A 24,240-nucleotide genomic window follows, 5' to 3' on the forward strand; every position below is an offset into this window, starting at 1 on the left:
CCAAAGGGTAAGTTTTGTTCCATAAAATGCATTACAGCATCATTAACTGCGCCACCACCAAATGATATCTCTTTTAATATCTTATTTTTAATAGCTTTACTTTTTGTAAAGACATAGCATGATAAAGGTTTAGATAATGTTTTTACATCTTTAATGGCATTATCGACAGTATCAAAAGATAATATTGGTAAAATTGGCCCGAAGATTTCTTCCTGCATTACTTTGTCATCAAAGGAAACTCCTGTCATTACTGTAGGTGCTATTATGCGATTTTCTGAATCACATTGTCCACCAAAATAAACCTTTTCAGGTTCGATCATGTTTTGCAACCTTTCGAAATTCTTTTGATTTACAATTTGGGTATAGTTTTGATTCTCTATTTTATATTCAGCACTTTCGATATGACGTTTTATTGCGATCAAAAGATCATCATGAATACTTTGGTCAACCATTACATAATCGGGCGCAATGCAGGTTTGACCTGTATTCAAAAATTTTGCCCAGACCAAACGTTTTGCAGTCATGTCTATATTGACACCTTTCGTTATTATTGCAGGGCTTTTACCACCTAATTCTAGAGTTACCGGAGTTAAATGTTTTGCTGCAGCTTGATATATAATTTTACCAACTGGAATACTACCTGTAAAAAATATTTTGTCAAACTTTACCTTTAGTAATTCTGTAGTTTCAGAAACTCCTCCTTCAATAACTTTAAAAAAGTCGGCGCTAAAATTTTCATTGATAACTTTGGCCATTACTGAAGAAGAATTCGAAGGTGTTTCACTGGGTTTCAAGATTACCGTACAACCTGCTGTAATGGCTGCAATAGCAGGAACTATAGATAGTTGATATGGATAATTCCAAGCACCCATAACTAAAACGGTTCCAAAAGGTTCTGGGATGATGTAGCTTTTTCCAGGAAGGTTAGCCAGTCCCGTAGAAACTTTTCTTTTTCTAGACCATTTTTTGATTTTCACAAGCGCTAGATCTATTTCATGATACATAATAGCTAGCTCTGTCGTGTAGGTTTCGTATTTCGACTTTTTAAAGTCAGCATAGATAGCATTATACAATAATTCCTCGTTCTGTTGTAAAACACTTTTAAGAAGCTTTAACTTCTGTATGCGAAAAGATATATCTTTGGTAGCATTTGTTTCAAAAAATGCTCTTTGCTGGTCTATGATTTCCTGATAATTCATAGCTAAAAGTATAAAAATATATCTAGAAAAACATTACGATTATGCTTGCATCTGTTTTTTCAATTCTAGCTCTTTCTGCATTTGCTTTACAGTAAGCGTACTACCGTCATGACTCCATCCAGGAGGGCCAAAAATATACATGAATTTATGATACCAGTTTTTAGATTTTTTGGTATCATTCCAAATGTCTCTATATTCATGTGTAAGAATTACCCATGGATTATATGAATTAGGAGCATGAGTAACTCCATATTGCACTTGGATATTTTCATCAAGTTCTTTCCAGGAGCCAAAAATTTTATCGAATATGTTAAGAATTCCACCGTGATTTTTATCCATATACTCTATATTTTTAGAGTGATGCACTTGATGCATCGTATGAGTGTTAAGAATTTTCTCTACAAATCCCATTTTAGGAATAAAAACACAATGTAGTTGGAATTGCCATAAGGCTTCAATTCCTAAACAGACAATAACCATTTCAACGGGGAAACCAATAATTGGTAACCATACATAGAATAAGGGCTTGTATAGTAAGGTAAACCATCCATTCCTAACCGCTGTTCCTAAGTTAAAATTATCTGAAGAATGATGAACAATATGTGCGGCCCAAAAAAAACGTACCATATGATTTTGTCTATGAAACCAATAATAGGAAAAATCATCTCCTAACATACATAAAAGCCATATTGGCCAACTATATCCAAAAGATTCCCACCCCATAATATTGGTTCTTATACCGTTGACTTCTGGATTAAAAAGTTCATAGGCATAATTAAAAAATAAAATGATAGTTATTGTTTTGATGAGAGGTCCTAAAATAGCTGAGCCTACACCCATAAAAACACTAGCGGCTAAATCTTTCCATTGATAAAGGTCTTTGTGTTTACTTGTTTTACTGTATGTAAGTTCTACTAATATTAATCCTAAGAAGCAAGGTACTCCATAGACTAATGGGTTGGTAAAATCCATTCTTTTTCAGTTCAATTCTTTAAAGGGCAGAATATAGTAAGAATTTGTAGTATAACTTTAACATTCTAGTCTTTTTCAATAAAAAAAACACGTTTTTAACGATTGTTTACTAGAAAAGCCTCGGATTTGCCTTTACTTCATAAAGATTTGTGACGGATCCTTGAAAGATTTAAACTCAAGAGCATTTCCACATGGATCATAAAAAAACATAGTGGCTTGTTCTCCTACTTCACCTTTAAATCTGATATAAGGTTCAATGACAAAACTAACTTTTTTTTCAGAAAGCATTTTTGCAAAATTATGCCAAGTGTCCCATTCCAAAATTATTCCAAAATGCGGAACAGGTACCTCTTTACCATCAACGCTATTATGATGTTCTGTATCATTTTCCGATTTTTGTTTATAATGAATTACTAGTTGATGTCCAAAAAAGTCAAAGTCTACCCAATGATCGCTGCTTCGACCTTCACTTAAATTTAATACATCATTATAAAAGTTACGCGCTATTGCTAGGTTATCAACAGGAATAGCAAGGTGAAAAGGGGGTAGTGTGCTCATAATTTTGCTTGATCGGTTTTTAGTGAAGTTTTATATTATTTTACTCGATTCCAAATATCTAAATACATTTTCCAATTGCCATTTATTTTTTTCCAAACAACTACATATTTTCCTTTGTAGCTCACTATTTTGCCATCATCATTTTTGTTAGTACCTTCATAATAGCCATAATCATGCGCAGTATCACCTAAGATTACTATTTCTTCTGGAATAATTTTATGAGTTAAAGGAGTATAGCCAGAAGAGCTTGTCCATCTTTTTTTTATAGCCTGATATCCTGAAATAATAGCAGTGTTGCCCGGAAAAATTTTTGCATCTTTTGTATAAATTTGAGTAATGCCTTCATAATCTTGTTTTAAATAAAGATTAGAAAAAGATTTTGCTGTTGCTAAAATTTGTTCACGATCAGAAAGTTTTGGAGATTCTTTTCGTTTAGTACATGCTATTTTCCAAGTGGGAAACACAATTTTTTCGGTTTTATCCACCCATTCTCCAATCCATTTAAAACCGTTATCGCTAATATCATAGAAACTCAACCTGAAATACCCTTCCATGCCATTAGGTGCTTTTTGATCTCGATATAAAACAATTTTATCATCTTTTTTATTTCCTTCCCAAGTAGATAAAACTGGGGTAGGAGATGTATTCGAATAATAATGTACAAACCATCTGCTACTATCTGCTATAAATTGTCGAATACTTCCGGAATGTTTGCCATCTTCTTTAAGGGTTTGATCCTGAACACCCATACCATTCATTATGTATTTAAATTCCCAAGTCATTTTGTTGGGTTTTGCCCAGCTTTGATCTTGGTTTCGAGTTTGAGAATCACAATCACAAATACCTATTAATGGTTCGAAATCTTTTATCTCTTTTGGCGCTTCGGGATTTGATCTACCGAAAGGAAAGTCTTGAGAAGGTTCATATTCGGTTTGTGCCATTGATGTAATGGCAGTAAGCATACAAAAACTTAGTATTGTCGATTTCATACTTTTATTGGGTTGGGTTGGTTTTGTAATTTACCCAGTAAAATATAAAAGCGATAACCAATTAGGATTTAATTAACAGCTATACTTATCGTCTTCGATCACTTCTTTTTCTTTTTTTCGGACGAGAAGAATTCTTGGGATTACTATTTTTGGAATTAAAACGTGTAGAAGAATTGGATATTTTCTTGATAGGTTTGTCTTCTACAAAAGAAGCTTCTTCAGTTTTACTAGAATCGCCAACATCTTTATTGATGATTTTTAATTCTTCGGCGGTGAGATATCTCCATTTTCCAACGGGAGTATCTAGATTAATATTCATTATTCGAATACGTTTTAATCTAGTTACTTCATATCCCAGATATTCACACATTCTTCGAATTTGTCTATTTAAACCTTGGGTTAATACAATCCTAAAATCATACTTACTAATCTGCTCCACTTCACACTTGCGTGTCACTGTGTCTAAAATAGGAATCCCATTGCTCATTCGTTTTATAAATTGAGGACTGATTAGCTTGTTAACGGTAACAATGTACTCTTTTTCATGATTGTTTCTTGCTCTTAAAATTTTATTTACAATATCGCCATCACTAGTTAATAAAATTAAGCCTTCGCTAGGTTTATCTAATCTCCCAATAGGAAAAATTCGTTTAGGGTAATTGATAAAATCAATAATGTTGTCTTTTTCATTCTGAGCAGTGGTACAGACAATTCCTACTGGTTTGTGAAATGCAAGATATACATGATCTTCTTTTGATTTCGTTATAAGTTCCCCATCCACACGTACTTCATCATTTGGACTTACTTTTGTGCCCATTTCAGGCACCTTATTGTTTATAGTAACACGCCCCTGATCTATTAATTTGTCTGCTTCTCTTCTTGAACAATATCCAACTTCACTGAGATATTTATTAAGTCTGGTAAGATTCGTATCTGACATATTTCACATAAAATGCAAATATACTATTTCTTGATACCACTTTTTAAGAAACCTACTAATAAGGGTTATGAGTAGATACTTTATTACTTTTTTAAAAACTCTATGATCATGTCATCTACTTCATCAAAAAAGAGAGAATGGCCAAAATCTTCTGTTGCAACAAAATCCACGTTATTCCAATTTTTTTGGATCTTTTCGGCACCAGAATAAGGAGCAATTTCATCAAATCGGTCATGAATAAGTAAACCCTCGTGTGTTAAGTTCTTTGCAAACTCGGCCACGGAGAATTCTTCAAAATAAAAACCAAATTTTTCTTTAAAGTAATTACTTAGCGCCTGCATAAATTTATCAGATAGCTTTAATGTATTTTGGTAACTATTCATAATAACAGATAATTCTGTTGGAGGAGCCAATACAACAAGTTTTTGTAACTCTGGATTTGGATACTTATGTTGATGAAATATCGTGGTCATACCACCGATTGAATGTCCAATAATATAATTAGGGCGATACAATTCAACAATTTTTTGAAGACAATCCGCATATAATGGAACATTTAAAGTTTTTCCAGAAGAATTTCCATGTGCAGGTGCATCAAATGCAATAATATTATAGTCTTTTTGATGTAGTTTTTCGATCAACGTTTTCCATCTGTGCGTATTACTATCCCATCCATGAACCATTAAAATAGTTTCACCCATACTAGGCCATCTGTATGTCTGTAGATAATGACCATTAAAAGAAACCACTTCATCTTCTGCTTCTTCCAAAAAATATTCCTGATCAGGTAAAATTTTTCCTTTAAGTGGAGTACTAAATAAAATATAAGCTCTGTGTAAGGCTTTTTTTTTATTAAAAAAGAAGAGTAGTAAAAGTCGTTTTCCAATTAATATTGGAATATACTTTTTAAGTGAGTTTTTCATAATTCTTCTTCTCTATGAACAGATTCAATCGAAAAAGCAGGAAGACAAATTGCTATATATTCACAAGGTTCATCAAAAGGATTTGCATATTGTATTCTGGTATTTTTTTCAATTTTTATAGATTGTCCTGATTCTAATACTATTTTTTCTCCTTCAATGGTAAACTGTTTTTTACCGCGAATAATATAAGTGTATTCATCARATTCAGGTGTTTGAAAAGGTTCGCTCCATCCTGGAGGCGCTATCATATGGGCAATACTAACTTGAGAATTCCCATCTGTAGCTCTTCCGAAATGTTCCTCAATTAATTTTCCATCCGTTGTAGGAACTATAAAAGGAGACTTCTGGATTTGATATTTTTTACTCATAAATGAATATTCAGAAATTATTTTTCTTCCCAATTGATGATAAAATATTTGATCGGTGCTGAATCAGGTATTTGTGATGCTTCAATTTTTGCAGAAGTGTCGAATTTTAGCTCATTAGGTAGTTCCTTTTTATCAATAGCTATAGAAGCTTGTATACTATCGATAAAGATAACTGCAGAACTTAATGTATTATTAATTTTAGTGATATTATAATTATCCTTAATATCTTTAAAAACACTTTTAATAGATAATCCTGAAACCGTTTTAAATCTCGAATCGATAATCTGAATACTTTCTATAGAAGATGCTGGATTATTATCTTCTCTAGGTTCAAGAGATAACAGTTTTGTTCCTCCCTTTTCATATATTTCTATAGTTTTGGCTACATCTACTATAGAACCATTTCCGGAATTTCTTACTATAGAATCATTTGCATAGATTGAATCTAATTGACTAACTTTAATAGTATTTGTTAACTTTCCTATTCGATTAAAAGATACCTCAAAAGGATCTTGTTTTTTGTCTTTTTGACAACTTAATAAACTTAAGCTGATAAGTACTATACAGTGAATTTTTTTAAACATGATGGTTTGTTATTCCCAAAATTAAACAATGATTTATGTGTGGTGTTTAGCGTAATAATTTATTAAGTACCCCAAGTGCCCCACGAATGAAAGTTGCACTTGTTAATACTTTGATAACTGCTTTTTCAGTGGTACTAGCTCTTCTACTTTTAGAACGTGAGCTCGAGGAACTTCGTTTTAATTTTTCTCGCTCTTTTTTAGCGGCAGCTTTTGCTTCTTCTGCTTCGGCTTTTTCTATTTTTTCATTCAGAATTTCATAAGCACTTTCTCTGTCAATATCTTCATTGTATTTTTTAGAAAGTTTTGATTTACCCAGTAATTCTTCTAATTCACTTTCAGAAAGTATGTCCATTCTACTCATAGGTGCTCTAAGCATAGTTGCAGCAAGAGGTGTAGGACGACCTTTTTCATCTAAAGCAGATACCAAAGCTTCTCCAATTCCTAACGAAGTAAGTACTTCTTTAGTATCATAAAACTCTGATATTGGGTAATTCTCTGCTGTAAGTTTGATGGCTTTACGATCTTTTGCCGTAAAAGCCCTTAAAGCATGTTGTACTTTTAGTCCTAATTGGCCTAATACTCCATCTGGAACATCTGTTGGATTCTGTGTGACAAAATAAAGCCCAACACCTTTGGATCTTATAAGTTTTACAATGCTTTCAATTTGGTCCATCAAGGCGTTAGATGCCTGTTTAAAGATTAAATGAGCTTCATCAAGAAAGATAATTAATTCCGGCCTTCCACTATCACCTTGTTCAGGGAAAGTACTATAGACTTCTGCTAGCAGACTGAGCATGAATGTAGAAAATAGCTTGGGTCTATCCTGTATATCGGTTAATCGAAGAATATTTATAAATCCTCTTCCATTTTCATCAACTCTACATAAATCTTGAACTTCAAAAGATCTTTCTCCAAAGAAAATGTCCGCTCCTTGTTGTTCTAATGCAACGATTTTACGAAGAATTGATCCTGTTGATGCCGTAGAAATTCGACCGTAGTCTTTTTCTAATTCCTTCTTTCCTTCTCCAGTAGCATATTGTAATACTTTTTTAAGATCTTTTAAATCTAAAAGAGGTAATTTGTTATCATCACAATATTTGAAAATGATAGCCATAATTCCCGCTTGTGTTTCGGTCACATCTAGAATTCGAGAAAACAAAACAGGTCCAAATTCACTTACGGTTGCTCGAAGCCTAACACCATCTTGTTCCGATAAAGAAAGAATCTCTACAGGAAAATCCTTGGCTTCGAATGGAATTCCTATTTTTTCATGACGTTCATCAATTTTGGGATGACCAGGACTTGCAGCAGCTAAACCGCTTAGATCTCCTTTAATATCCATTAAAAGTACTGGAATACCTTGTTCACTAAGGTTTTCTGCTAATACCTGTAACGTTTTTGTTTTTCCAGTACCAGTTGCACCAGCAATTAATCCGTGTCTGTTTAATGTCTTTAGTGGAATTTTGACGTGAGCATTTGTCACAGTTTCTCCATTAAGCATGGCTGATCCTAAAGTGATAAAATCTCCTTTAGTTGTGTACCCTTTGTTGATATGATCAAGGAACGCTTGATTGCTACTCATAGTTGATGTAAATTTTGATAAAAATAGGAATCTTACTTTTTCTATCGAAACGAAAGTGATTTTGTTTAGGTAAATTTATAATTTTTAAATGAATAAGAAGAAGTGAAGAAAATTATAGTTTTCTTTATAACTAAAACCTAAATGGAAAGCTTCTATGAAAAGAATATCTATTATAATTATTTTGATGAGTATTATTTGTGGTTGTACTTCTAATACAACCCCTTCGATTATATTTCATACAACTCATGAGCCTAAAAAAGTCAATGCTCCATTTTCTGATGCTGTACAGGTAGGAGATTTGTTTTTCCTTTCTGGTCAAGTTGGAATGAACCATACCACTCGAAAATTAGTTAGCGGTGGTATTAAGGAGGAAACTAAACAAACTTTAGAAAATATTAAAGATGTTTTAGAACATCATAATTTGAGTATGGATAACGTGGTGAAGTGCACTGTTATTCTTTCCGATATTGAAGATTTTAAGGCTTTTAATGAAGTATACAAGACTTATTTTCCTAAAAAACCTGCAAGAACAACTTTTGCTGCCAAAGGATTAGCAGTAGGAGCAAAAATTGAAATTGAGTGTATTGCAGCTAGGTCTAATTAAAAGAAAAGTTTTTATTAAAAATTCAATAAAAAAACTATACTAGATTAAGATCGAGGATGAGGGGTATCTTCATAATTTATTAGCTACCTTTGCAGCCTTATGCAAAAAAGTGTAGAGAAATTGGTGAATGAGGGTAAAATGCTTCCTTTAATGGAAGAATTTTATACCATACAAGGAGAAGGATACCACAAAGGTACCGCAGCGTATTTTGTTCGAATAGGAGGCTGTGATGTGGGTTGTCATTGGTGTGATGTAAAGGAAAGTTGGAATGCTGATTTGCATCCTCCAACTGCTACTGATTTAATTATAGATAAAGCTGTTGAATATAGCGACGTAGTTGTAGTTACTGGAGGAGAACCCCTAACATGGGATATGACTTTACTAACAAAAGGATTAAAAGATAAAGGAGCAAAAACACATATAGAAACTTCAGGAGCTTACCCACTTTCTGGAAATTGGGATTGGATATGCCTTTCGCCCAAAAAAATAAAGCTTCCCAAAAAGGAGATATATTCAAAGGCTCATGAGCTGAAGTGTATCGTTTACAATAAAAGCGATTTTGCTTTTGCGGAAGAGCAGGCAAGTCATGTATCAGAGGATTGTGTGTTGTATTTACAACCTGAATGGAGCGTTCGCGATAAGGTGATTCCAATGATCGTAGATTATGTAATGAAAAACCCAAAATGGAAAGTATCCCTGCAAACCCATAAGTACCTGAATATTCCTTAATTGACATATCTTTTTTACGGTTTTTGACGTTTTTTAGAAGAATCAAACGGTTGAATTTTAATGAATTATGGTTTATCCGTATCTGTGTAGGAATTTACCCGTTAAAAAACAAAATGAAAAGTAAGAAAAAACTTTCGATTTGCTTTTTATTGTCCTTTTAGTAACTGTTTTTTAACCCATATAAGTATTATTTTAACTAAAAAGCTCTGGATAACATATCTATTTTTTGATAATTCCAAAAGTAGTTATTAATTTTAGGTAAGTAATTTAAAAACAATATTTTATGACAAAATTTTACTCTATTTTGGGGCTTGATTTTAAAATTGTTATCGATTTTATGAGAGACCTTCCAAGCGCTTCTCGTTATGCAATGAGAAGATAATTGAAAATTATATTTCGTTTTAACCATAAGTAAAAGATTACATTCATTTGTAATCTTTTTTTTTGAGTTTTAATGTTTACTGAGTAATGCTTGAATTCTAACACATTATATAGGGTCTATAGATATCTCTTCAATTTTTTATGAAATAATATTTTTAGTGGGATCAGTCGTGTTAAGTTGTAATATATCAGGGGGTTATGCCCCCTAAATTCCATCAAGTGTTGTAAGTAAAAACTTCAATTTCTTGATTGATATTTTTTGTTTTTGTTATTATAACGACAATAACTAACATTTTAACTAAAACATTGATTTTAGAATGTTAAAACTTTTACACAAAGATCTTTTAGAGGTTATATTTGCACAAGAAATTAAAAATCAGAGTATTATGAAAAATTTTTACAATATATTTTCAATTGATGTTAATGCATTAAGAACTTTTTTAAAGGAATTACCAGCGGCATGTAGTAATGCTATACATAGATAATCAAAAACAATACAAGGTCACACTTTTATGATTAGTAAAGTAATACTAGTTATATGTTGATGTAAGTGTTGGGACAAAGCTTTAATAAAGTGAGGGAAGAGCTTTAAGGCAAGTAGGAAGAAAATACTTGTATAATTTGAAAATCATGTTTTTAAGCGATGATTTCTTACCAGATGTCTAAAAGTTCTTACATTTTTTGTTAAAATTGTTGATTTAGAACCTTTTAGGTATTATCTTGTATCCTAATAAATTGGAAATATTATGGGGCTATTTTACACTAAATTCAGATTAACTTTTAGAGTTGTCATGGACTTCCTAAAAGAACTACCAGGAGCGTCAAGCCACGCTATCCACAGATGATGATTTCAGCTTTTAATCTTTATCAATTATATATTAGAAGATAAGAGATTATTAGGGAAGAATAAAAATGAGATTAATTACGTAATTAATCTCATTTTTATTTTAATATGTCTTAAATAAATTGATAATTAGTTATAGAAAGGAACTTCCACTCTAGTAGTTTCCCATCCCATAACCATGTGATATCCTTTATCCACCTTTTTAAAAGCAATTGAAAAAGCTTCAAGTTCATCTCCGTTTCCAGCAGGAACTTTTATTCTAGCTATATCTTTACCGTCATCATAAGAATAAGCTCCCCAAACATCTAAATCGGAGTTTAATATTACCGTCCACTCTTTTTCACCTGGAATCGTAAATAAAGAATACGTACCAGCTTTTACAACACCATCTCCTAATTTCATATCCTTAAAAAGCTTAATTTCAGTAGCTTCATCTGCTCCAGTTCTCCATACTTTACCGTAAGGTACTTTTTCTCCTAACATAGTTCTGCCTTTTTTCTGAGGACGGCTATAGATCACTTTAATGTCTGGTTTAGCATTTCTGTCGGTTTTTGCGTAAGAAATATCAGTAGGACTTTTTTGTAATCCTGCAAATTTCTGAGCGTTGATACTAGTTACTGTTCCTAAAAATAGGATCACAGCAAATAAGAGTGATTTTTTCATAATTTGTGATTTTATTTTCTTTATCGTCGTAAAGATAGAAGCGAACATACATAAGAAATGTTAATCCTCTCATTAAGTTCTGTTAAAAGAGTTAAAATAACAACTTGTTAGTTTTATACCTGATTTTTGATCAAAAAAATTCCATTTTTTTATTAAAACATTGTTTTTGGGTTTTAAAATGAAACCTAAATAGATCTTTATGTTTAAATAATGTAACTGTTGTTGCATCTTTGACTTCTCAATTAATAGAAAAAGAAAATATGTGTGGAATAGTTTGCGCTTTTGAATTGAAAGAAAAAGCAGAGGTTTTAAGACCGCAGTTATTAGAAATGTCTAAAAAGATACGTCATAGAGGTCCTGATTGGAGTGGTATATATTCAGATCAGAAGGCTATTTTGGCTCATGAAAGATTGGCAATTGTAGATCCAGTTTCAGGAAAACAACCACTTTTTAGTGAAGACAAGAAACTAGTTTTGGCTGCTAATGGGGAAATATATAATCATAGAGAAATTCGTAAAGAATTTGAAGGTACTTATAATTTTCAAACGGAATCAGATTGCGAAGTTATTCTTGCTTTATATAAAGAAAAAGGGGTTGAATTTTTAGATGATCTAAATGGGATTTTTGCTTTTGCATTATACGATGCGGAAAAAGATACTTATTTAATCGCACGTGATCATATGGGAATCATACCTCTGTATATGGGGTGGGACCAAAATGGTACTTTTTATGTTGCTTCCGAATTAAAAGCTTTAGAAGGTGTATGTACAAAGATCGAATTATTTCCTCCAGGTCATTATTTAGAAGGGAAAACAGGAGAGCTAACTAAATGGTATGTGAGAGATTGGTCAGATTATGAAGCAGTTAAAGAAAATCAGACAAGTATTGATGAGGTAAGAGATGCGTTAGAAGCTGCAGTACATAGACAGCTAATGTCAGATGTTCCTTATGGGGTTTTATTATCCGGAGGTTTAGACTCTTCAGTTACATCAGCAATTGCGAAAAAGTATGCAGATAAAAGAGTAGAGTCAGGTGATACTAAAGAAGCTTGGTGGCCACAATTGCAWTCCTTTTCTGTTGGTCTAGAAGGTTCACCAGATCTTGCGGCAGCTCAAAAAGTAGCAGATCATATAGGGACAATACACCACGAAATTAAGTTTACAATTCAAGAAGGTTTAGATGCTATAAAAGATGTAATTTATAATCTAGAAACATATGATATTACTACAGTTAGAGCCTCTACACCTATGTATTTGATGGCTAGAGTGATAAAATCTATGGGAGTTAAGATGGTACTTTCAGGAGAAGGTGCGGATGAGATTTTTGGCGGATATTTATACTTTCATAAAGCACCTAATGCTCAAGAATTTCATGAGGAAACGGTTCGTAAGTTAAGTAAGTTGCATATGTATGATTGCTTACGAGCAAATAAATCATTGGCAGCTTGGGGTATCGAAGGAAGAGTACCTTTCTTAGATAAAGAATTTATGGATGTAGCAATGAGGATTAATCCACAAGATAAAATGATCAATGGAGAAAGAATGGAGAAGTGGGTGATCCGTAAAGCTTTTGAATCGTATTTACCAGAAAGTGTAGCTTGGAGACAAAAAGAACAGTTTTCTGATGGAGTAGGCTATAGCTGGATAGATACTTTAAAAGAAGTAGTTGAAAAAGAAGTGACCGATGAACAAATGGCGAATGCACATTTCAGATTCCCAATTCAAACTCCTCAAAACAAAGAAGAATTTTATTATAGAACTATTTTTGAAGGACATTTTCCAAGTGATACAGCGGCATTAAGTGTTCCACAAGAACCTTCTGTAGCTTGTAGTACAAAAATAGCATTAGAGTGGGATGAAGCATTCAAGAATATGAATGACCCAAGCGGAAGAGCTGTAGCAAATGTTCATGATGATGCCTACCTACTAGATGAGGTAGTACAATAAAATAAAATATCAAGAAATTTAAGAGTTTCAGCTTGAGTCGCTGAAAGTTGAGTTAATTGAGATGGAAAACCCCAAGAGCTTTCTTGGGGTTTTTGTAATTCTATAAGTTTTTTATTTCAGCCTAGCTTCCGCATCTTCCCTGATTAGACCATCTTCTGTTACTTTGTAATTCATATAAGTATCCATTATAGGTAACCTGATCACCAGGAGAGTAGTTTATATTGTTACTATAAGGGTCTATACCTTCGCAAATATCTGCAGGTTGAGAAGTTCCACATTCTCCTAATCGATTCCATGAGTAAAAATCTCTTTCATATAGGAAACCTTGGTAAGTAACTCTATCTCCTACACTATATCTAATATTCGGAGACCATTCATCTATACCATCGCAAATATCATTTCCGTTTCCATCGCCGTCACCATCACCTCCGTCTCCACCATCTCCGTCACCAGAAGGGTATGCCTGGTTTGTACCGGTTATATCTCCTGCTGATAGCTCTGGTCGTCTTCTTGGATGTGTTGTGCCATCTAATTGCACAATAGTTGGTTGTCCATTCTTACTAAAAGTATAGGCGCCATACATCATTGTGGATTTAATATCAAATTCGCCTAGGTTTACAGAATTATCATTCTTTCTAAATTGACTTTCTGCTCCATCTTGTATGTTTTCGAATAAAATTCTCACATGATTATCTCGATCTGAACGTGTTTGCTCATGAATGTACCCCAAAGTATGGCCAATCTCATGGATCATTACAACTTCGCTAGTTCCAGTACCTATGTTTATTCTTCCTCTGTTTCCATTTACTCCCAAATTAGCGCTTCCACAATTACAAGACTGTCCATTATTTCTAATAGTAACATAGTAGCTTTCGTTGGTACGTTCTTTAAACCTGATATTAGTTTTTGTAGACCACTCGTTCATTGAGTTTAAGGTTACCTGTATTTGGTTGTTGGTAAGACTGTTGTCTAAGACATATATAATAGTGTTGTTTGGCCATTTTTGTACACCTCTGTAAAAACCTAGCTTTTCATCTAAATCTTCATTAGGCTTAGGATTAGCATCGTAGCCAACTTTTTGATTGGTTAATTGTCTGGATTCATAAATAATATCTCCACCTAAAAAAGTGCCATCTCCTAAATCTTCTACAATAACAATATCATCATTGAAGAATTTTTTTACTATTTCAGTTTCTTGACTGCTGGTGATTTCGTCAAAATTTTCATTTGTACAAGAACTCGCTAAGATCCCAAGACCTATAAAAGCAGCTCTTCCTAAGTTTATTAAATTTCTTTTTTTCATTTTGATAAATGTTGAGTGTGTAGTTACTTTAAAATTATTTGTAGCATTTTTGCTATACACTTTAACGTCATAAAAAGTGTATATTGTAGTAAAAAAGGYCGATTTAAAGTGTATTCTAGTATTCGTAGGTAGCCAATGAGAAATCGTATAGGATAGCTGAGTCTTCTTCTTGATTTTACATAAAATCTATAGTTCTAGATTTTATTTCTTAAAGCCTGGGTTTATTGTTTTGTTAATAAAAAAGAAGAGATTAAAATGTTTATTTACAGAGCCTTGGGGTAAATGGGGTGCGGATTGATAAATTACTAATTTAATCTTAAATCCATTTTAAGGTTGTTTTTAACGCTTTTAAGAGCGTTTTTTGTTTTTCTAGTATTGTTCTTAACTAATTGTTGATAACTCTTTAAATCATACTTTATAAAACGCTTTGAACATTTAGCTGTTTTTTTATCTTTGTTTGTTGACCAAAAATTGTAATAAATAAAGCTGATTTATGAGCGAAGAAGCAAAGAAAAATAATTATTCTGCCGATAGTATTCAGGCATTAGAGGGAATGGAGCACGTGAGAATGCGTCCGTCGATGTATATCGGTGATGTAGGAGTAAGAGGTTTGCACCATTTGGTATATGAAGTAGTTGATAACTCTATTGATGAAGCACTTGCAGGTCATTGTGATGCTATCGATGTCACTATAAATGAAGATAATTCTATAACGACTAAAGATAATGGTCGTGGTATTCCAGTAGGAATTCATAAAAAAGAAGGAGTTTCAGCATTAGAAGTTGTAATGACTAAAATTGGTGCTGGAGGTAAGTTTGATAAAGATTCTTATAAAGTATCTGGAGGTTTACATGGGGTAGGAGTTTCCTGTGTAAACGCACTTTCAGATCATTTGCATGCAATTGTGCATAAAGATGGAAAGATCTGGGAACAAGAATATGAAAGAGGTAAACCATTATACCCAGTAAAATCTACAGGTGATACCGATTTTAATGGTACTATCGTTACTTTCAAACCAGATGCTACTATTTTTCAGCAAACATTAGAGTATAATTACGATACTTTAGCAAGTCGTATGCGCGAGTTAGCATATCTTAATAAAGGAATTACCATTAACCTTACTGATAAGCGTCATACAGATGATGATGGTAATTTTGTATCCGAAACTTTTCATTCTGAAGAAGGTTTAAAAGAATTTGTAAAATTCTTAGATACTAGTCGTAATGCAATCATTGGCGATGTAATTTCTATGGAAGGAGAAAAAAATAATATTCCTGTAGAAGTTGCAATGATTTATAATGATTCTTATGCAGAAAACCTTCATTCTTATGTAAATAATATTAATACTCATGAAGGAGGTACACATCTTTCTGGTTTTAGAAGAGGACTTACTTCAACTTTAAAGAAGTATGCAGACGCTTCGGGAATGTTAGATAAGTTGAAGTTCGAAGTGGCTGGAGATGACTTTAGAGAAGGTCTGACAGCTATCGTTTCTGTAAAAGTGGCGGAGCCACAGTTTGAAGGGCAAACCAAAACGAAACTTGGAAACAGAGAGGTTACTTCAGCAGTTTCTCAAGCAGTTTCAGAAATGCTAGAGAACTACTTAGAAGAAAATCCTAGTGACGCTAAAACTATAGTGCAGAAAGTAATTCTAGCCGCTCAGGCAAGGCATGCGGCTAAGAAAGCACGTGAAATGGTACAGCGTAAAACGGTAATGAGTATCGGAGGTCTTCCTGGTAAATTATCAGATTGTTCTGAACAAGATCCAGCTTTGTGTGAGGTGTTTCTTGTCGAGGGAGATTCTGCAGGTGGAACAGCAAAGCAAGGACGTGATAGAATGTTCCAAGCAATTTTACCATTGAGAGGTAAGATTTTGAATGTAGAAAAAGCAATGCATCATAAAGTATTTGAAAATGAAGAGATCAAGAATATTTTTACTGCGCTTGGAGTAACTATAGGAACTGAAGAAGATAGTAAGGCATTGAACCTTTCAAAATTGCGTTATCATAAAATTGTAATTATSTGTGATGCGGATGTCGATGGTAGCCACATTTCTACATTAATTCTTACATTCTTCTTCCGTTACATGAAAGAATTGATAGAAGCTGGACATATTTATATTGCAGCTCCACCTTTATATTTAGTTAAAAAAGGAGCTAAAAAACAATATGCTTGGAATGATGATCAACGAGATCGTATTGTAAAAGAATTTGGAGATAATTCTAAGATTCAGCGATACAAAGGTCTTGGAGAGATGAATGCAGAACAGCTTTGGGATACGACTATGAATCCTGAATTTAGAACAATGCGTCAGGTAACTATTGATAATTTAACTGAGGCAGATAGAATTTTCTCAATGCTGATGGGGGATGAGGTTCCTCCTCGTAGAGAATTTATAGAGAAAAATGCGGTATATGCAAATATTGATGCTTAATGTAAGCTATCGCTAAATAATATAGAATGAAATCCGTTATACAATGTATAGCGGATTTTTTATATATTGTTCCGCCTATTAAACCCAAATCTAGTGAAATGAACATGCCAAATTTGAATACTATTCATTTTTTGGTTCTGTGAGTTTCATCTGATTATTGAAAACCATAGATAGAAACAGATGAAAAAAACGATACTCTTTTGCTTGATACTTTCAATAAAGATTTCTTATGCCCAAACAAATGTGGATCAACTACTAGAATTGGGTATAGCAAATGCACAACGTTTTAGTACAGATTATTTTGCACCAGCAGGAGAAGCACTCGTAAATAGTATGTCTAATGGTTGGTATACCACAGCCAAAGTCAAAAAGTTATGGCGTTTTGAAGTTGGTTTCGTTGGGAACTTGTCTTTTGTAAGAGAAGAGAAACAATCCTTTATATTAAATACAGCAGAATATGAAGGAGTAGAATTTCTGGAAGGCCCACCAAGTCAGTTAGTAGCAAATGCCTTTGGAGGAAATCTTGGAGATATTGTAGTTGTTTTGAATCAAGGGCAGTTTGGTCAGGTACAGGTAACACTTCCTGATGGAATTGGAGATAAAGAAGTAAATATTGCTCCTACCGGTTTTTTACAAGGTTCTATGGGGATTTCTAGAAGTACGGAAATTAAAGCAAGATTATTGCCAAAAATTGCTGTTAGAGAAAATACTGAAGTTTTCTTATACGGGTTAGCTGTGCAACATGAATTTACAGATTGGATTTTTGCATGGAAAAGACTTCCTTTTAGATTTTCTGGATTAATAGGATACACCAATGTTAGAGGCTTTTATGATTTTGCTGCGGATAGCGAAACGACAGGTGCTGATCAGGAAATTCGATTAAAATCAAATTCATGGTTAGTGAGTGGTATTATCTCTACAAAGCTTCCAAAGTTTAATTTCTATGGAGGATTTGGATTTTATGCTGGAAATAGTACAGCAGATATTTTAGGTAGTTACGAAGTGCAAAATGGTCCACTTGCTTCACAAACCGTAGTAGATCCGATTTCGGTTGATAATAGGACGTCTGGATTAAAAGCAACAATTGGAGCTAACGTAAAATTGGGTTTCTTTAGAGCTAATTTAGATTRCACCCTGCAGAACTATCAAAACCTATCTATTGGGATGAATTTTGGTTGGTAATTTAACTAAGAATTCACAAACAAAATCGTTAAAGAATTCGTATTTTCGCGCTGATATTGAAGAAATTCAATATACAAGGATATTATTAATCAAAATTATATTAAAATAATGAAAGTTACAGTAGTAGGAGCTGGTGCAGTAGGTGCAAGTTGTGCAGAGTATATTGCCATAAAGAATTTTGCTTCAGAAGTAGTGTTATTAGATATTAAAGAAGGATATGCAGAGGGTAAGGCAATGGACTTGATGCAAACAGCTTCTTTAAATGGATTTGATACTAAAATAACAGGAACTACAAATGATTATTCCAAAACTGCAGGAAGTGACATCGCTGTAATAACCTCTGGTATTCCTCGTAAACCAGGTATGACAAGAGAAGAATTGATAGGGATTAATGCAGGAATTGTAAAATCAGTTTCATCTAGCTTGATAGAGCATTCTCCAAATGCAATTATTATTGTAGTTAGTAATCCAATGGATACAATGACTTATCTAGTTCATAAAACTACTGACCTTCCTAAAAATAAGATTATCGGTATGGGTGGTGCATTAGATAGTGCTCGTTTTAAGTACAGATTAGCGGAAGCTTTAGAAGCGCCAATTTCTGATGTAGACGGGATGGTAATCGGAGGACACAGTGATAAAGGAATGGTACCTCTTACAAGATTAGCAACAAGAAATAGTGTACCTGTTTCTGAGTTTATATCAGATGAGCGTTTAGAAAAAGTTGCAGCTGACACCAAAGTTGGAGGAGCTACACTTACTGGATTATTAGGAACATCTGCATGGTACGCACCAGGAGCTGCAGTATCTGGATTAGTACAGGCTATTGCTTGTGACCAGAAAAAAATATTCCCATGTTCTACATTATTAGAAGGAGAATATGGTTTAAATGACTTATGTATCGGAGCGCCTGTAGTATTAGGTAAAAATGGAATTGAGAAAGTAGTAGAGATTGAACTTAACGATACCGAAAAAGCAAAACTTGCAGAAAGTGCAGAAGGAGTTAAAAAGACGAATGGATTATTAGAATTATAATTCATTTTTTATCATATTTTAGAAAAGAGCTGCTATCTAATATAGTAGCTCTTTGCTTTTTAAAAAGGTTTTAAAAGAATTAGCATCCAAAAACTAGTACTTTGATGAAATATAGTAGACTATTTGTATTAATATTGATGGTATCTTCTTGTGATTTTGGCCCACAACCAGATAAAACTATTGAAATTATTATAGAACCTGAGAAGCAGAGTTTGACTAATCAGTCAATAGATACAATTATCAAAACGCTTCAAGGAAGGCTAAAAAAGATTGTAAGTCAATATGAGGTAGTAAATTTAAATGGATCTAAAATCCAAGTTACTGCAGCTACCAACTATGAAGCAGAAAGATTTAAACAGTATATATTAAATCAAGGAAAATTAGATTTTTATGAAACCTTTAAAATGGAAGAACTAACTAACTTTCTTATTGAAGTAAATGTGCTAGCGAATAAAAGGAAGGATACTGCAATAAATCCATTATTTGATTTGATCAAGTCAGTAGGCTATGAAGGCGAGCCAATTTTGTTTGCTGTTGAAGAAAAGGATACTGCGCAAGTGAAAAAATATCTTTCTTTAAAAGGAGCAGCGTATAAATTACCAATGAAGAAGCGGTATATTGAATTCTTATGGGGTACAAAAGAAAAAGAGACTGGATATTTTTCATTATACGCGGTTAAAAAAACTAGGCAAATGCAACCTGCCTTAAGTGGAGATGTAGTGATCAATGCTTTTGCAACATATGGAGGATTGAATATGCCTGTAATTGCAATGCAAATGAATGAAGAAGGATCTAAAAAATGGGAAGAGTTAACAGGTAAAGCCTTTCAACAAAGATCTAATATCGCTATAGTTCTTAATAATGAAGTATATAGTGCACCAGGTGTATCAAATGGACCGATACATGGAGGGCAATCAGAAATATCAGGAGATTTTACAGCTGAAGAGGCGTTGGATTTTGCTCATATCTTAATTTCTGGAGAAATTCCGAAAATGAAACTTTTAAGTTTTAAAGTTGAAGAAATAAAATAAAACTTTAGACTTTAAGTTATAGGAATTTATCTCAAGATATATTTTCAAAAGACTTTAGAAATGAAGTTTTAATTTTTCTATATTTGCGACCATGAAAAGAGAATGGTATTTCGGAATTTTAACTGTAGTCTTTGCATTACTTATTGTAATGCGAGGGCAAACCGTTGTGCCAAATCAAGAAATAGTTCTGGAATTCAAAGATGTAGCTGTAACTTCCCAAGAAGTTCAAAACGCTATAAGCGTTGTAAAACAAAAGCTAGCATCTATTGGAGTAAAAAATACTCGAATTTCCAAAGAACTTCAGAATGGCCAACTTAGAATTGCCTATTATAGTGATACAGATGTAGAGAATGTACAGAAAATACTTGTTGAGCATCATATTTCGTTAAATCACATTCTTTATGATCAAAATGATTCTAATAGTCCGGAACTGCCAGATGAACGAGATTCTTTAGACTATCAGGTAGCTGTTTATAAGATTCAAAAGAGTACAGATAGCAATACGGATTTTAATGGAATTCATGTTTTAGAAATAGAACAAAAACAGGATAGAGCATCTGGTGTTTCTTATAGTTTTGTAAAAGAAGATTCCTCTGATGCTATCGATCGAGTAATACTACTCACTCAAAAAATACATAGTGCGATTGCCATCGCAATAGATAATACTTCTTATAAAATTCCTGAAGTACGAGCAGGACCAATTTCTTAGATTCGAAATACAGTCTTTTACAAGATTTTTTATACTACTAAAAGACTTTAAGCTAATAAGTAATAGCGTTACTTTTATTATTAGCTTATACAATAACTGCTATATCATATTCTGATATAGTTCTAATTAAATTTTTTAATATACTAACTATTGTCAATTGAAAAGTAAGTGCTAATTATTCAAAGCATTTAATTAATTGACCAAAACAAATTATAATGCAAAATAAAGGACTTGTTAGAGTGTTTGCGATTTTATTTGGATTGGTATGTATTTATCAATTATCGTTTACATATTTAACATACACAAAAGAAAAAGAAGCTGAAGTTTTTGCGGTTAATAAATACCCTGAAACTGTAGAAAATTATTCTAAACTAAGAGAAACAGCAGAACGAGATTATTTAGATTCTATCGGGAATGATCCTATTTTTGCAAATTTTAGTTATAATGAAGCTAAAGCAAAAGAGCTTAATAAGGGACTTGACCTTAAAGGAGGGATCAATGTGATTCTTCAAATTTCGGTAAGAGATATTTTAGAAGGATTGGCTAATAATTCTAAAAATCCAGCATTTACTCAAGCATTAGATGCTGCAGATCAAACACAAAAAGATAGTCAGAATACCTATGTAGAAGACTTCTTTATCGAGTTTGAAAAGATTCCAGATGCGCAATTGGCATCACCTGATATTTTCGCAAATAAGAACCTAAGTGACGACATTACTTTTGATATGTCTAACGATGTGGTAAAACCAATTTTAAGAAGAAAAATTGATGAATCTGTAGTTTCGGCATTTGAGGTATTACGTAAGCGTATCGATAAATTTGGGGTTACTCAACCAAATATTCAGCGTTTAGGAGAGTCGGGTCGTATTTTGGTGGAATTGCCAGGTGCAAAGGATGTAGAACGTGTTCAGAAACTTTTACAGAGTACGGCTCAGTTAGAGTTTTGGGATGTGTACAGTGTTAATGAATTATCTACATTTCTTCAAGCTGCAAATGCTGTATTAAAACAAGATCTAGATAAAGTAAAAGAAGAAGCAAAAGAAGAAGTTGAAAATGAAACTGAAAAAGTTGCTGATTCTACACAAGTTGATTCTTCTAAAACTGATGAAGATGATGCTATTGCAGATTTATTAGAAGATGCAGAAGATTCAACAGATGTAGAGAGTACAGTAAATCCAATTTTTGATTTATTATCAGAGAAATCAAATGTCTATCCTGGAGGTCCTGTTCTTGCTACTGTAGCTGTTAAAGATACTGCTCAGTTTAATACGTATTTAAAAAATCCAAAGGTGAGATCACTACTTTCTGCAAATCAGCGTTATGCAAGATTTGTATGGGGTAAACAAGCTAAAGATACTGAAGATGTTGATTTATATGCTCTTAAAGGAAATCGTGATAATACACCTGAATTAAGTGGTGGAGTAATTACGGATGCAACACAAGCTTATGATCAGTTAAACAATGTTGTAGTTTCTATGCAGATGGATGGTAAAGGAGCTAAGAAGTGGGAAGAAATGACAGAGCGTGCATTCAATCAAAGAAGTCAAATAGCTATCGTTCTTGATGATATCGTATATTCTGCTCCTGGAGTTTCTAAAGGAAAAATCAGTGGAGGTAGAAGTGAGATCTCTGGTGAATTTACTGTAGAAGAAGGAAAGGATTTAGCGAACGTTTTAAGAGCTGGTAAATTACCTGCTTCAGCAGATATTATTCAAAGTGAAGTTGTTGGACCGTCTTTGGGACAAGAAGCTATCGATAGTGGTATCATGTCTTTCGGAATTGCGCTGGTATTGATCTTAATCTGGATGATCTTTTACTATGGAAAAGCAGGAGCTTTCGCTGATGTTGCTTTGGTAGTAAATATTCTGTTTATATTTGGAGTATTAGCTGGATTAAAAGCTGTATTAACATTACCAGGTATTGCAGGTATCGTACTAACCATAGGTATGTCTGTGGATGCAAACGTACTTATCTTTGAAAGAATTAAAGAAGAGCTAGCTAAAGGGAAATCGCAGGTAGATGCCATCAAAGATGGATTTAGCAATGCGTTATCTTCTATTTTAGATGCAAATATTACTACAGGTCTTACAGGTCTAATTCTTTTATTCTTCGGGACAGGACCAATTAAAGGATTTGCGACTACATTATTAATAGGTATTCTTACATCGTTATTTACTGCGATTTTTATCACTAGATTATTTATCGATGGATATGGTAGAAATGGTAAAGAATTAGCATTCTCTACAGCCGCTACTAAGAACTTATTCAAGAATGTAAATATAGATTTCTTAAGAAAAAGAAAGATTGCTTATGTTATTTCAGGAGTTATCGTATTATCTGGTTTAGGATCTTTATTTACTCAAGGTTTAGATGAAGGTGTTGATTTTGTTGGAGGTAGAACCTACACAGTTCGTTTTGCAAATGATGTTGTTCCAACTGAAGTTGAGAAAGATTTAGTAGCAGAGTTTGGAAGTGCGCAAGCAAAAACACTAGGAGCGAAAAATCAATTGAAAATTACAACAAAGTTTAAGATTGATGAAACTGGAGAAGCTGTAGATTCGGAAATCTCTAATTCATTATTCAAAGCATTACAATCACATTTACCAAGTGGAATGACTTATGATGAATTCTCTAATGGAGATGAGGACAAGCAAGTAGGAATCATGTCTTCTATGAAAGTAGGGCCTACCATCGCGGATGATATCCAACAAGCAGCATTTGTATCGGTAATAGGATCTTTAATTGTAGTGTTCTTATATATCTTATTTAGATTTAGAAGATGGCAGTTTAGTTTAGGAGCGGTGACTGCGGTATTCCATGATGTATTAGTTGTACTTGGTGTATTCTCACTTACTTGGAAATTTATGCCATTCAATATGGAGATTGATCAAGCCTTCATAGCAGCAATCCTTACTGTAATTGGATACTCGCTGAATGATACGGTGGTGGTATTTGATAGGATACGTGAATACTTTGCAGAGCATACTACTTGGCCTTTAGATAAGAATATTAATGGAGCTCTGAATAGTACATTAAGTCGTACATTGAATACATCATTAACTACCTTATTAGTATTAATAGCGATCTTTATTTTCGCTGAGCCGTTAAGAGGATTTATGTTCTCGCTAATAATAGGTGTATTAGTAGGTACGTACTCTTCATTATTCATTGCAACTCCTGTAATGTATGATACCGTAAGTAAAGTAGGTTTAAAAGAAAAGAAAAAGACTGAGGAATAATATAGTCTAAGATCTTTATATTTTA

At 33.2% G+C, this 24,240-nt stretch carries 20 protein-coding genes; 9 read left to right on the top strand and 11 right to left on the bottom strand.

Annotated features, from left to right (window positions below; genetic code table 11):
- The 9 genes from GBO31_RS05290 to GBO31_RS05330 form a co-directional block, all read right to left on the bottom strand.
- On the bottom strand, positions 1 to 1,199 hold a 1,199-nt coding region (locus GBO31_RS05290), incomplete at its 3' end, for an aldehyde dehydrogenase family protein (protein ID WP_219007285.1).
- Positions 1,200 to 1,238: 39 nt separating this feature from the next.
- Positions 1,239 to 2,171, bottom strand: coding sequence for a sterol desaturase family protein (locus GBO31_RS05295; RefSeq protein WP_219007286.1), 933 nt, complete (start codon positions 2,169 to 2,171; stop codon positions 1,239 to 1,241).
- A gap of 132 nt (positions 2,172 to 2,303) precedes the next feature.
- A complete protein-coding gene (locus tag GBO31_RS05300) occupies positions 2,304 to 2,729 on the bottom strand; it encodes a VOC family protein (protein ID WP_219007287.1) in 426 nt (141 codons plus the stop codon).
- Positions 2,730 to 2,764: 35 nt separating this feature from the next.
- Positions 2,765 to 3,718 carry a YybH family protein gene (locus tag GBO31_RS05305; protein ID WP_219007288.1) on the bottom strand — a complete coding sequence of 318 codons (954 nt, stop codon included), beginning with the start codon at positions 3,716 to 3,718 and terminating at the stop codon, positions 2,765 to 2,767.
- 85 nt (positions 3,719 to 3,803) lie between these two features.
- The gene (rluF, locus tag GBO31_RS05310; RefSeq protein ID WP_219007289.1) at positions 3,804 to 4,658 is read right to left on the bottom strand and encodes a 23S rRNA pseudouridine(2604) synthase RluF; all 855 of its coding nucleotides are present in this window, start codon (positions 4,656 to 4,658) and stop codon (positions 3,804 to 3,806) included.
- A gap of 83 nt (positions 4,659 to 4,741) precedes the next feature.
- Positions 4,742 to 5,581 carry an alpha/beta hydrolase gene (locus tag GBO31_RS05315; RefSeq protein WP_219007290.1) on the bottom strand — a complete coding sequence of 280 codons (840 nt, stop codon included), beginning with the start codon at positions 5,579 to 5,581 and terminating at the stop codon, positions 4,742 to 4,744.
- Entirely contained in the window at positions 5,578 to 5,949 is a 372-nt protein-coding gene (locus GBO31_RS05320; RefSeq protein WP_219007291.1) for a cupin domain-containing protein, read from the bottom strand. The genes GBO31_RS05315 and GBO31_RS05320 overlap by 4 nt, the downstream gene beginning before the upstream one ends.
- Before the next feature lie 17 nt (positions 5,950 to 5,966).
- Positions 5,967 to 6,533, bottom strand: coding sequence for a hypothetical protein (locus GBO31_RS05325; RefSeq protein WP_219007292.1), 567 nt, complete (start codon positions 6,531 to 6,533; stop codon positions 5,967 to 5,969).
- Between the two features lie 46 nt (positions 6,534 to 6,579).
- Positions 6,580 to 8,115, bottom strand: a complete 1,536-nt coding sequence (locus GBO31_RS05330; RefSeq protein ID WP_219007293.1) for a helicase HerA-like domain-containing protein — start codon at positions 8,113 to 8,115, stop codon at positions 6,580 to 6,582.
- 154 nt (positions 8,116 to 8,269) lie between these two features.
- Between GBO31_RS05330 and GBO31_RS05335 the strand changes: the two genes are divergently transcribed.
- Together GBO31_RS05335 and GBO31_RS05340 are read left to right on the top strand one after the other, a co-directional pair.
- A complete protein-coding gene (locus GBO31_RS05335) occupies positions 8,270 to 8,719 on the top strand; it encodes a RidA family protein (RefSeq protein ID WP_219007294.1) in 450 nt (149 codons plus the stop codon).
- A 99-nt stretch (positions 8,720 to 8,818) separates the two neighbouring features.
- Positions 8,819 to 9,448 (top strand): 7-carboxy-7-deazaguanine synthase QueE, encoded by a 630-nt coding sequence (locus GBO31_RS05340; protein WP_219007295.1) that lies wholly within the window; start codon positions 8,819 to 8,821, stop codon positions 9,446 to 9,448.
- 1,354 nt (positions 9,449 to 10,802) lie between these two features.
- Here GBO31_RS05340 and GBO31_RS05345 read toward each other — a convergent pair.
- Complete coding sequence (locus GBO31_RS05345; protein WP_219007296.1) at positions 10,803 to 11,336, bottom strand: DUF2911 domain-containing protein; 534 nt, start codon at positions 11,334 to 11,336, stop codon at positions 10,803 to 10,805.
- 260 nt (positions 11,337 to 11,596) lie between these two features.
- Here GBO31_RS05345 and asnB point away from each other — a divergent pair, with 260 nt between their 5' ends.
- A complete protein-coding gene (gene asnB, locus GBO31_RS05350) occupies positions 11,597 to 13,282 on the top strand; it encodes an asparagine synthase B (protein WP_219007297.1) in 1,686 nt (561 codons plus the stop codon).
- Between the two features lie 121 nt (positions 13,283 to 13,403).
- Here asnB and GBO31_RS05355 read toward each other — a convergent pair whose 3' ends face one another.
- Positions 13,404 to 14,585: a M12 family metallopeptidase gene (locus GBO31_RS05355; protein ID WP_219007298.1), complete on the bottom strand. Its 1,182-nt coding sequence runs from the start codon at positions 14,583 to 14,585 to the stop codon at positions 13,404 to 13,406.
- A 493-nt stretch (positions 14,586 to 15,078) separates the two neighbouring features.
- On the opposite strand from GBO31_RS05355, the gene gyrB reads away from it, so the two are divergent.
- The 6 genes from gyrB to secDF all read left to right on the top strand — a co-directional run bounded on the left by gyrB (position 15,079) and on the right by secDF (position 24,215).
- Positions 15,079 to 17,019, top strand: coding sequence for a DNA topoisomerase (ATP-hydrolyzing) subunit B (gene gyrB, locus GBO31_RS05360; RefSeq protein WP_219007299.1), 1,941 nt, complete (start codon positions 15,079 to 15,081; stop codon positions 17,017 to 17,019).
- Between the two features lie 180 nt (positions 17,020 to 17,199).
- Entirely contained in the window at positions 17,200 to 18,201 is a 1,002-nt protein-coding gene (locus tag GBO31_RS05365; RefSeq protein WP_219007300.1) for a DUF6588 family protein, read from the top strand.
- Between the two features lie 108 nt (positions 18,202 to 18,309).
- Positions 18,310 to 19,236, top strand: coding sequence for a malate dehydrogenase (gene mdh, locus GBO31_RS05370; protein WP_219007301.1), 927 nt, complete (start codon positions 18,310 to 18,312; stop codon positions 19,234 to 19,236).
- Between the two features lie 104 nt (positions 19,237 to 19,340).
- Positions 19,341 to 20,267, top strand: coding sequence for a SecDF P1 head subdomain-containing protein (locus tag GBO31_RS05375; protein ID WP_219007302.1), 927 nt, complete (start codon positions 19,341 to 19,343; stop codon positions 20,265 to 20,267).
- A 91-nt stretch (positions 20,268 to 20,358) separates the two neighbouring features.
- Positions 20,359 to 20,976, top strand: a complete 618-nt coding sequence (locus tag GBO31_RS05380) for a hypothetical protein (RefSeq protein WP_219007303.1) — start codon at positions 20,359 to 20,361, stop codon at positions 20,974 to 20,976.
- Positions 20,977 to 21,191: 215 nt separating this feature from the next.
- Positions 21,192 to 24,215, top strand: a complete 3,024-nt coding sequence (gene secDF, locus GBO31_RS05385) for a protein translocase subunit SecDF (RefSeq protein WP_219007304.1) — start codon at positions 21,192 to 21,194, stop codon at positions 24,213 to 24,215.
- The last annotated feature ends 25 nt before the right edge of the window (positions 24,216 to 24,240 follow it).

It is taken from the genome of Aquimarina litoralis (assembly GCF_019295435.1).
In the GTDB taxonomy this organism is placed as follows: Bacteria; Bacteroidota; Bacteroidia; order Flavobacteriales; family Flavobacteriaceae; genus Aquimarina; species Aquimarina litoralis_A.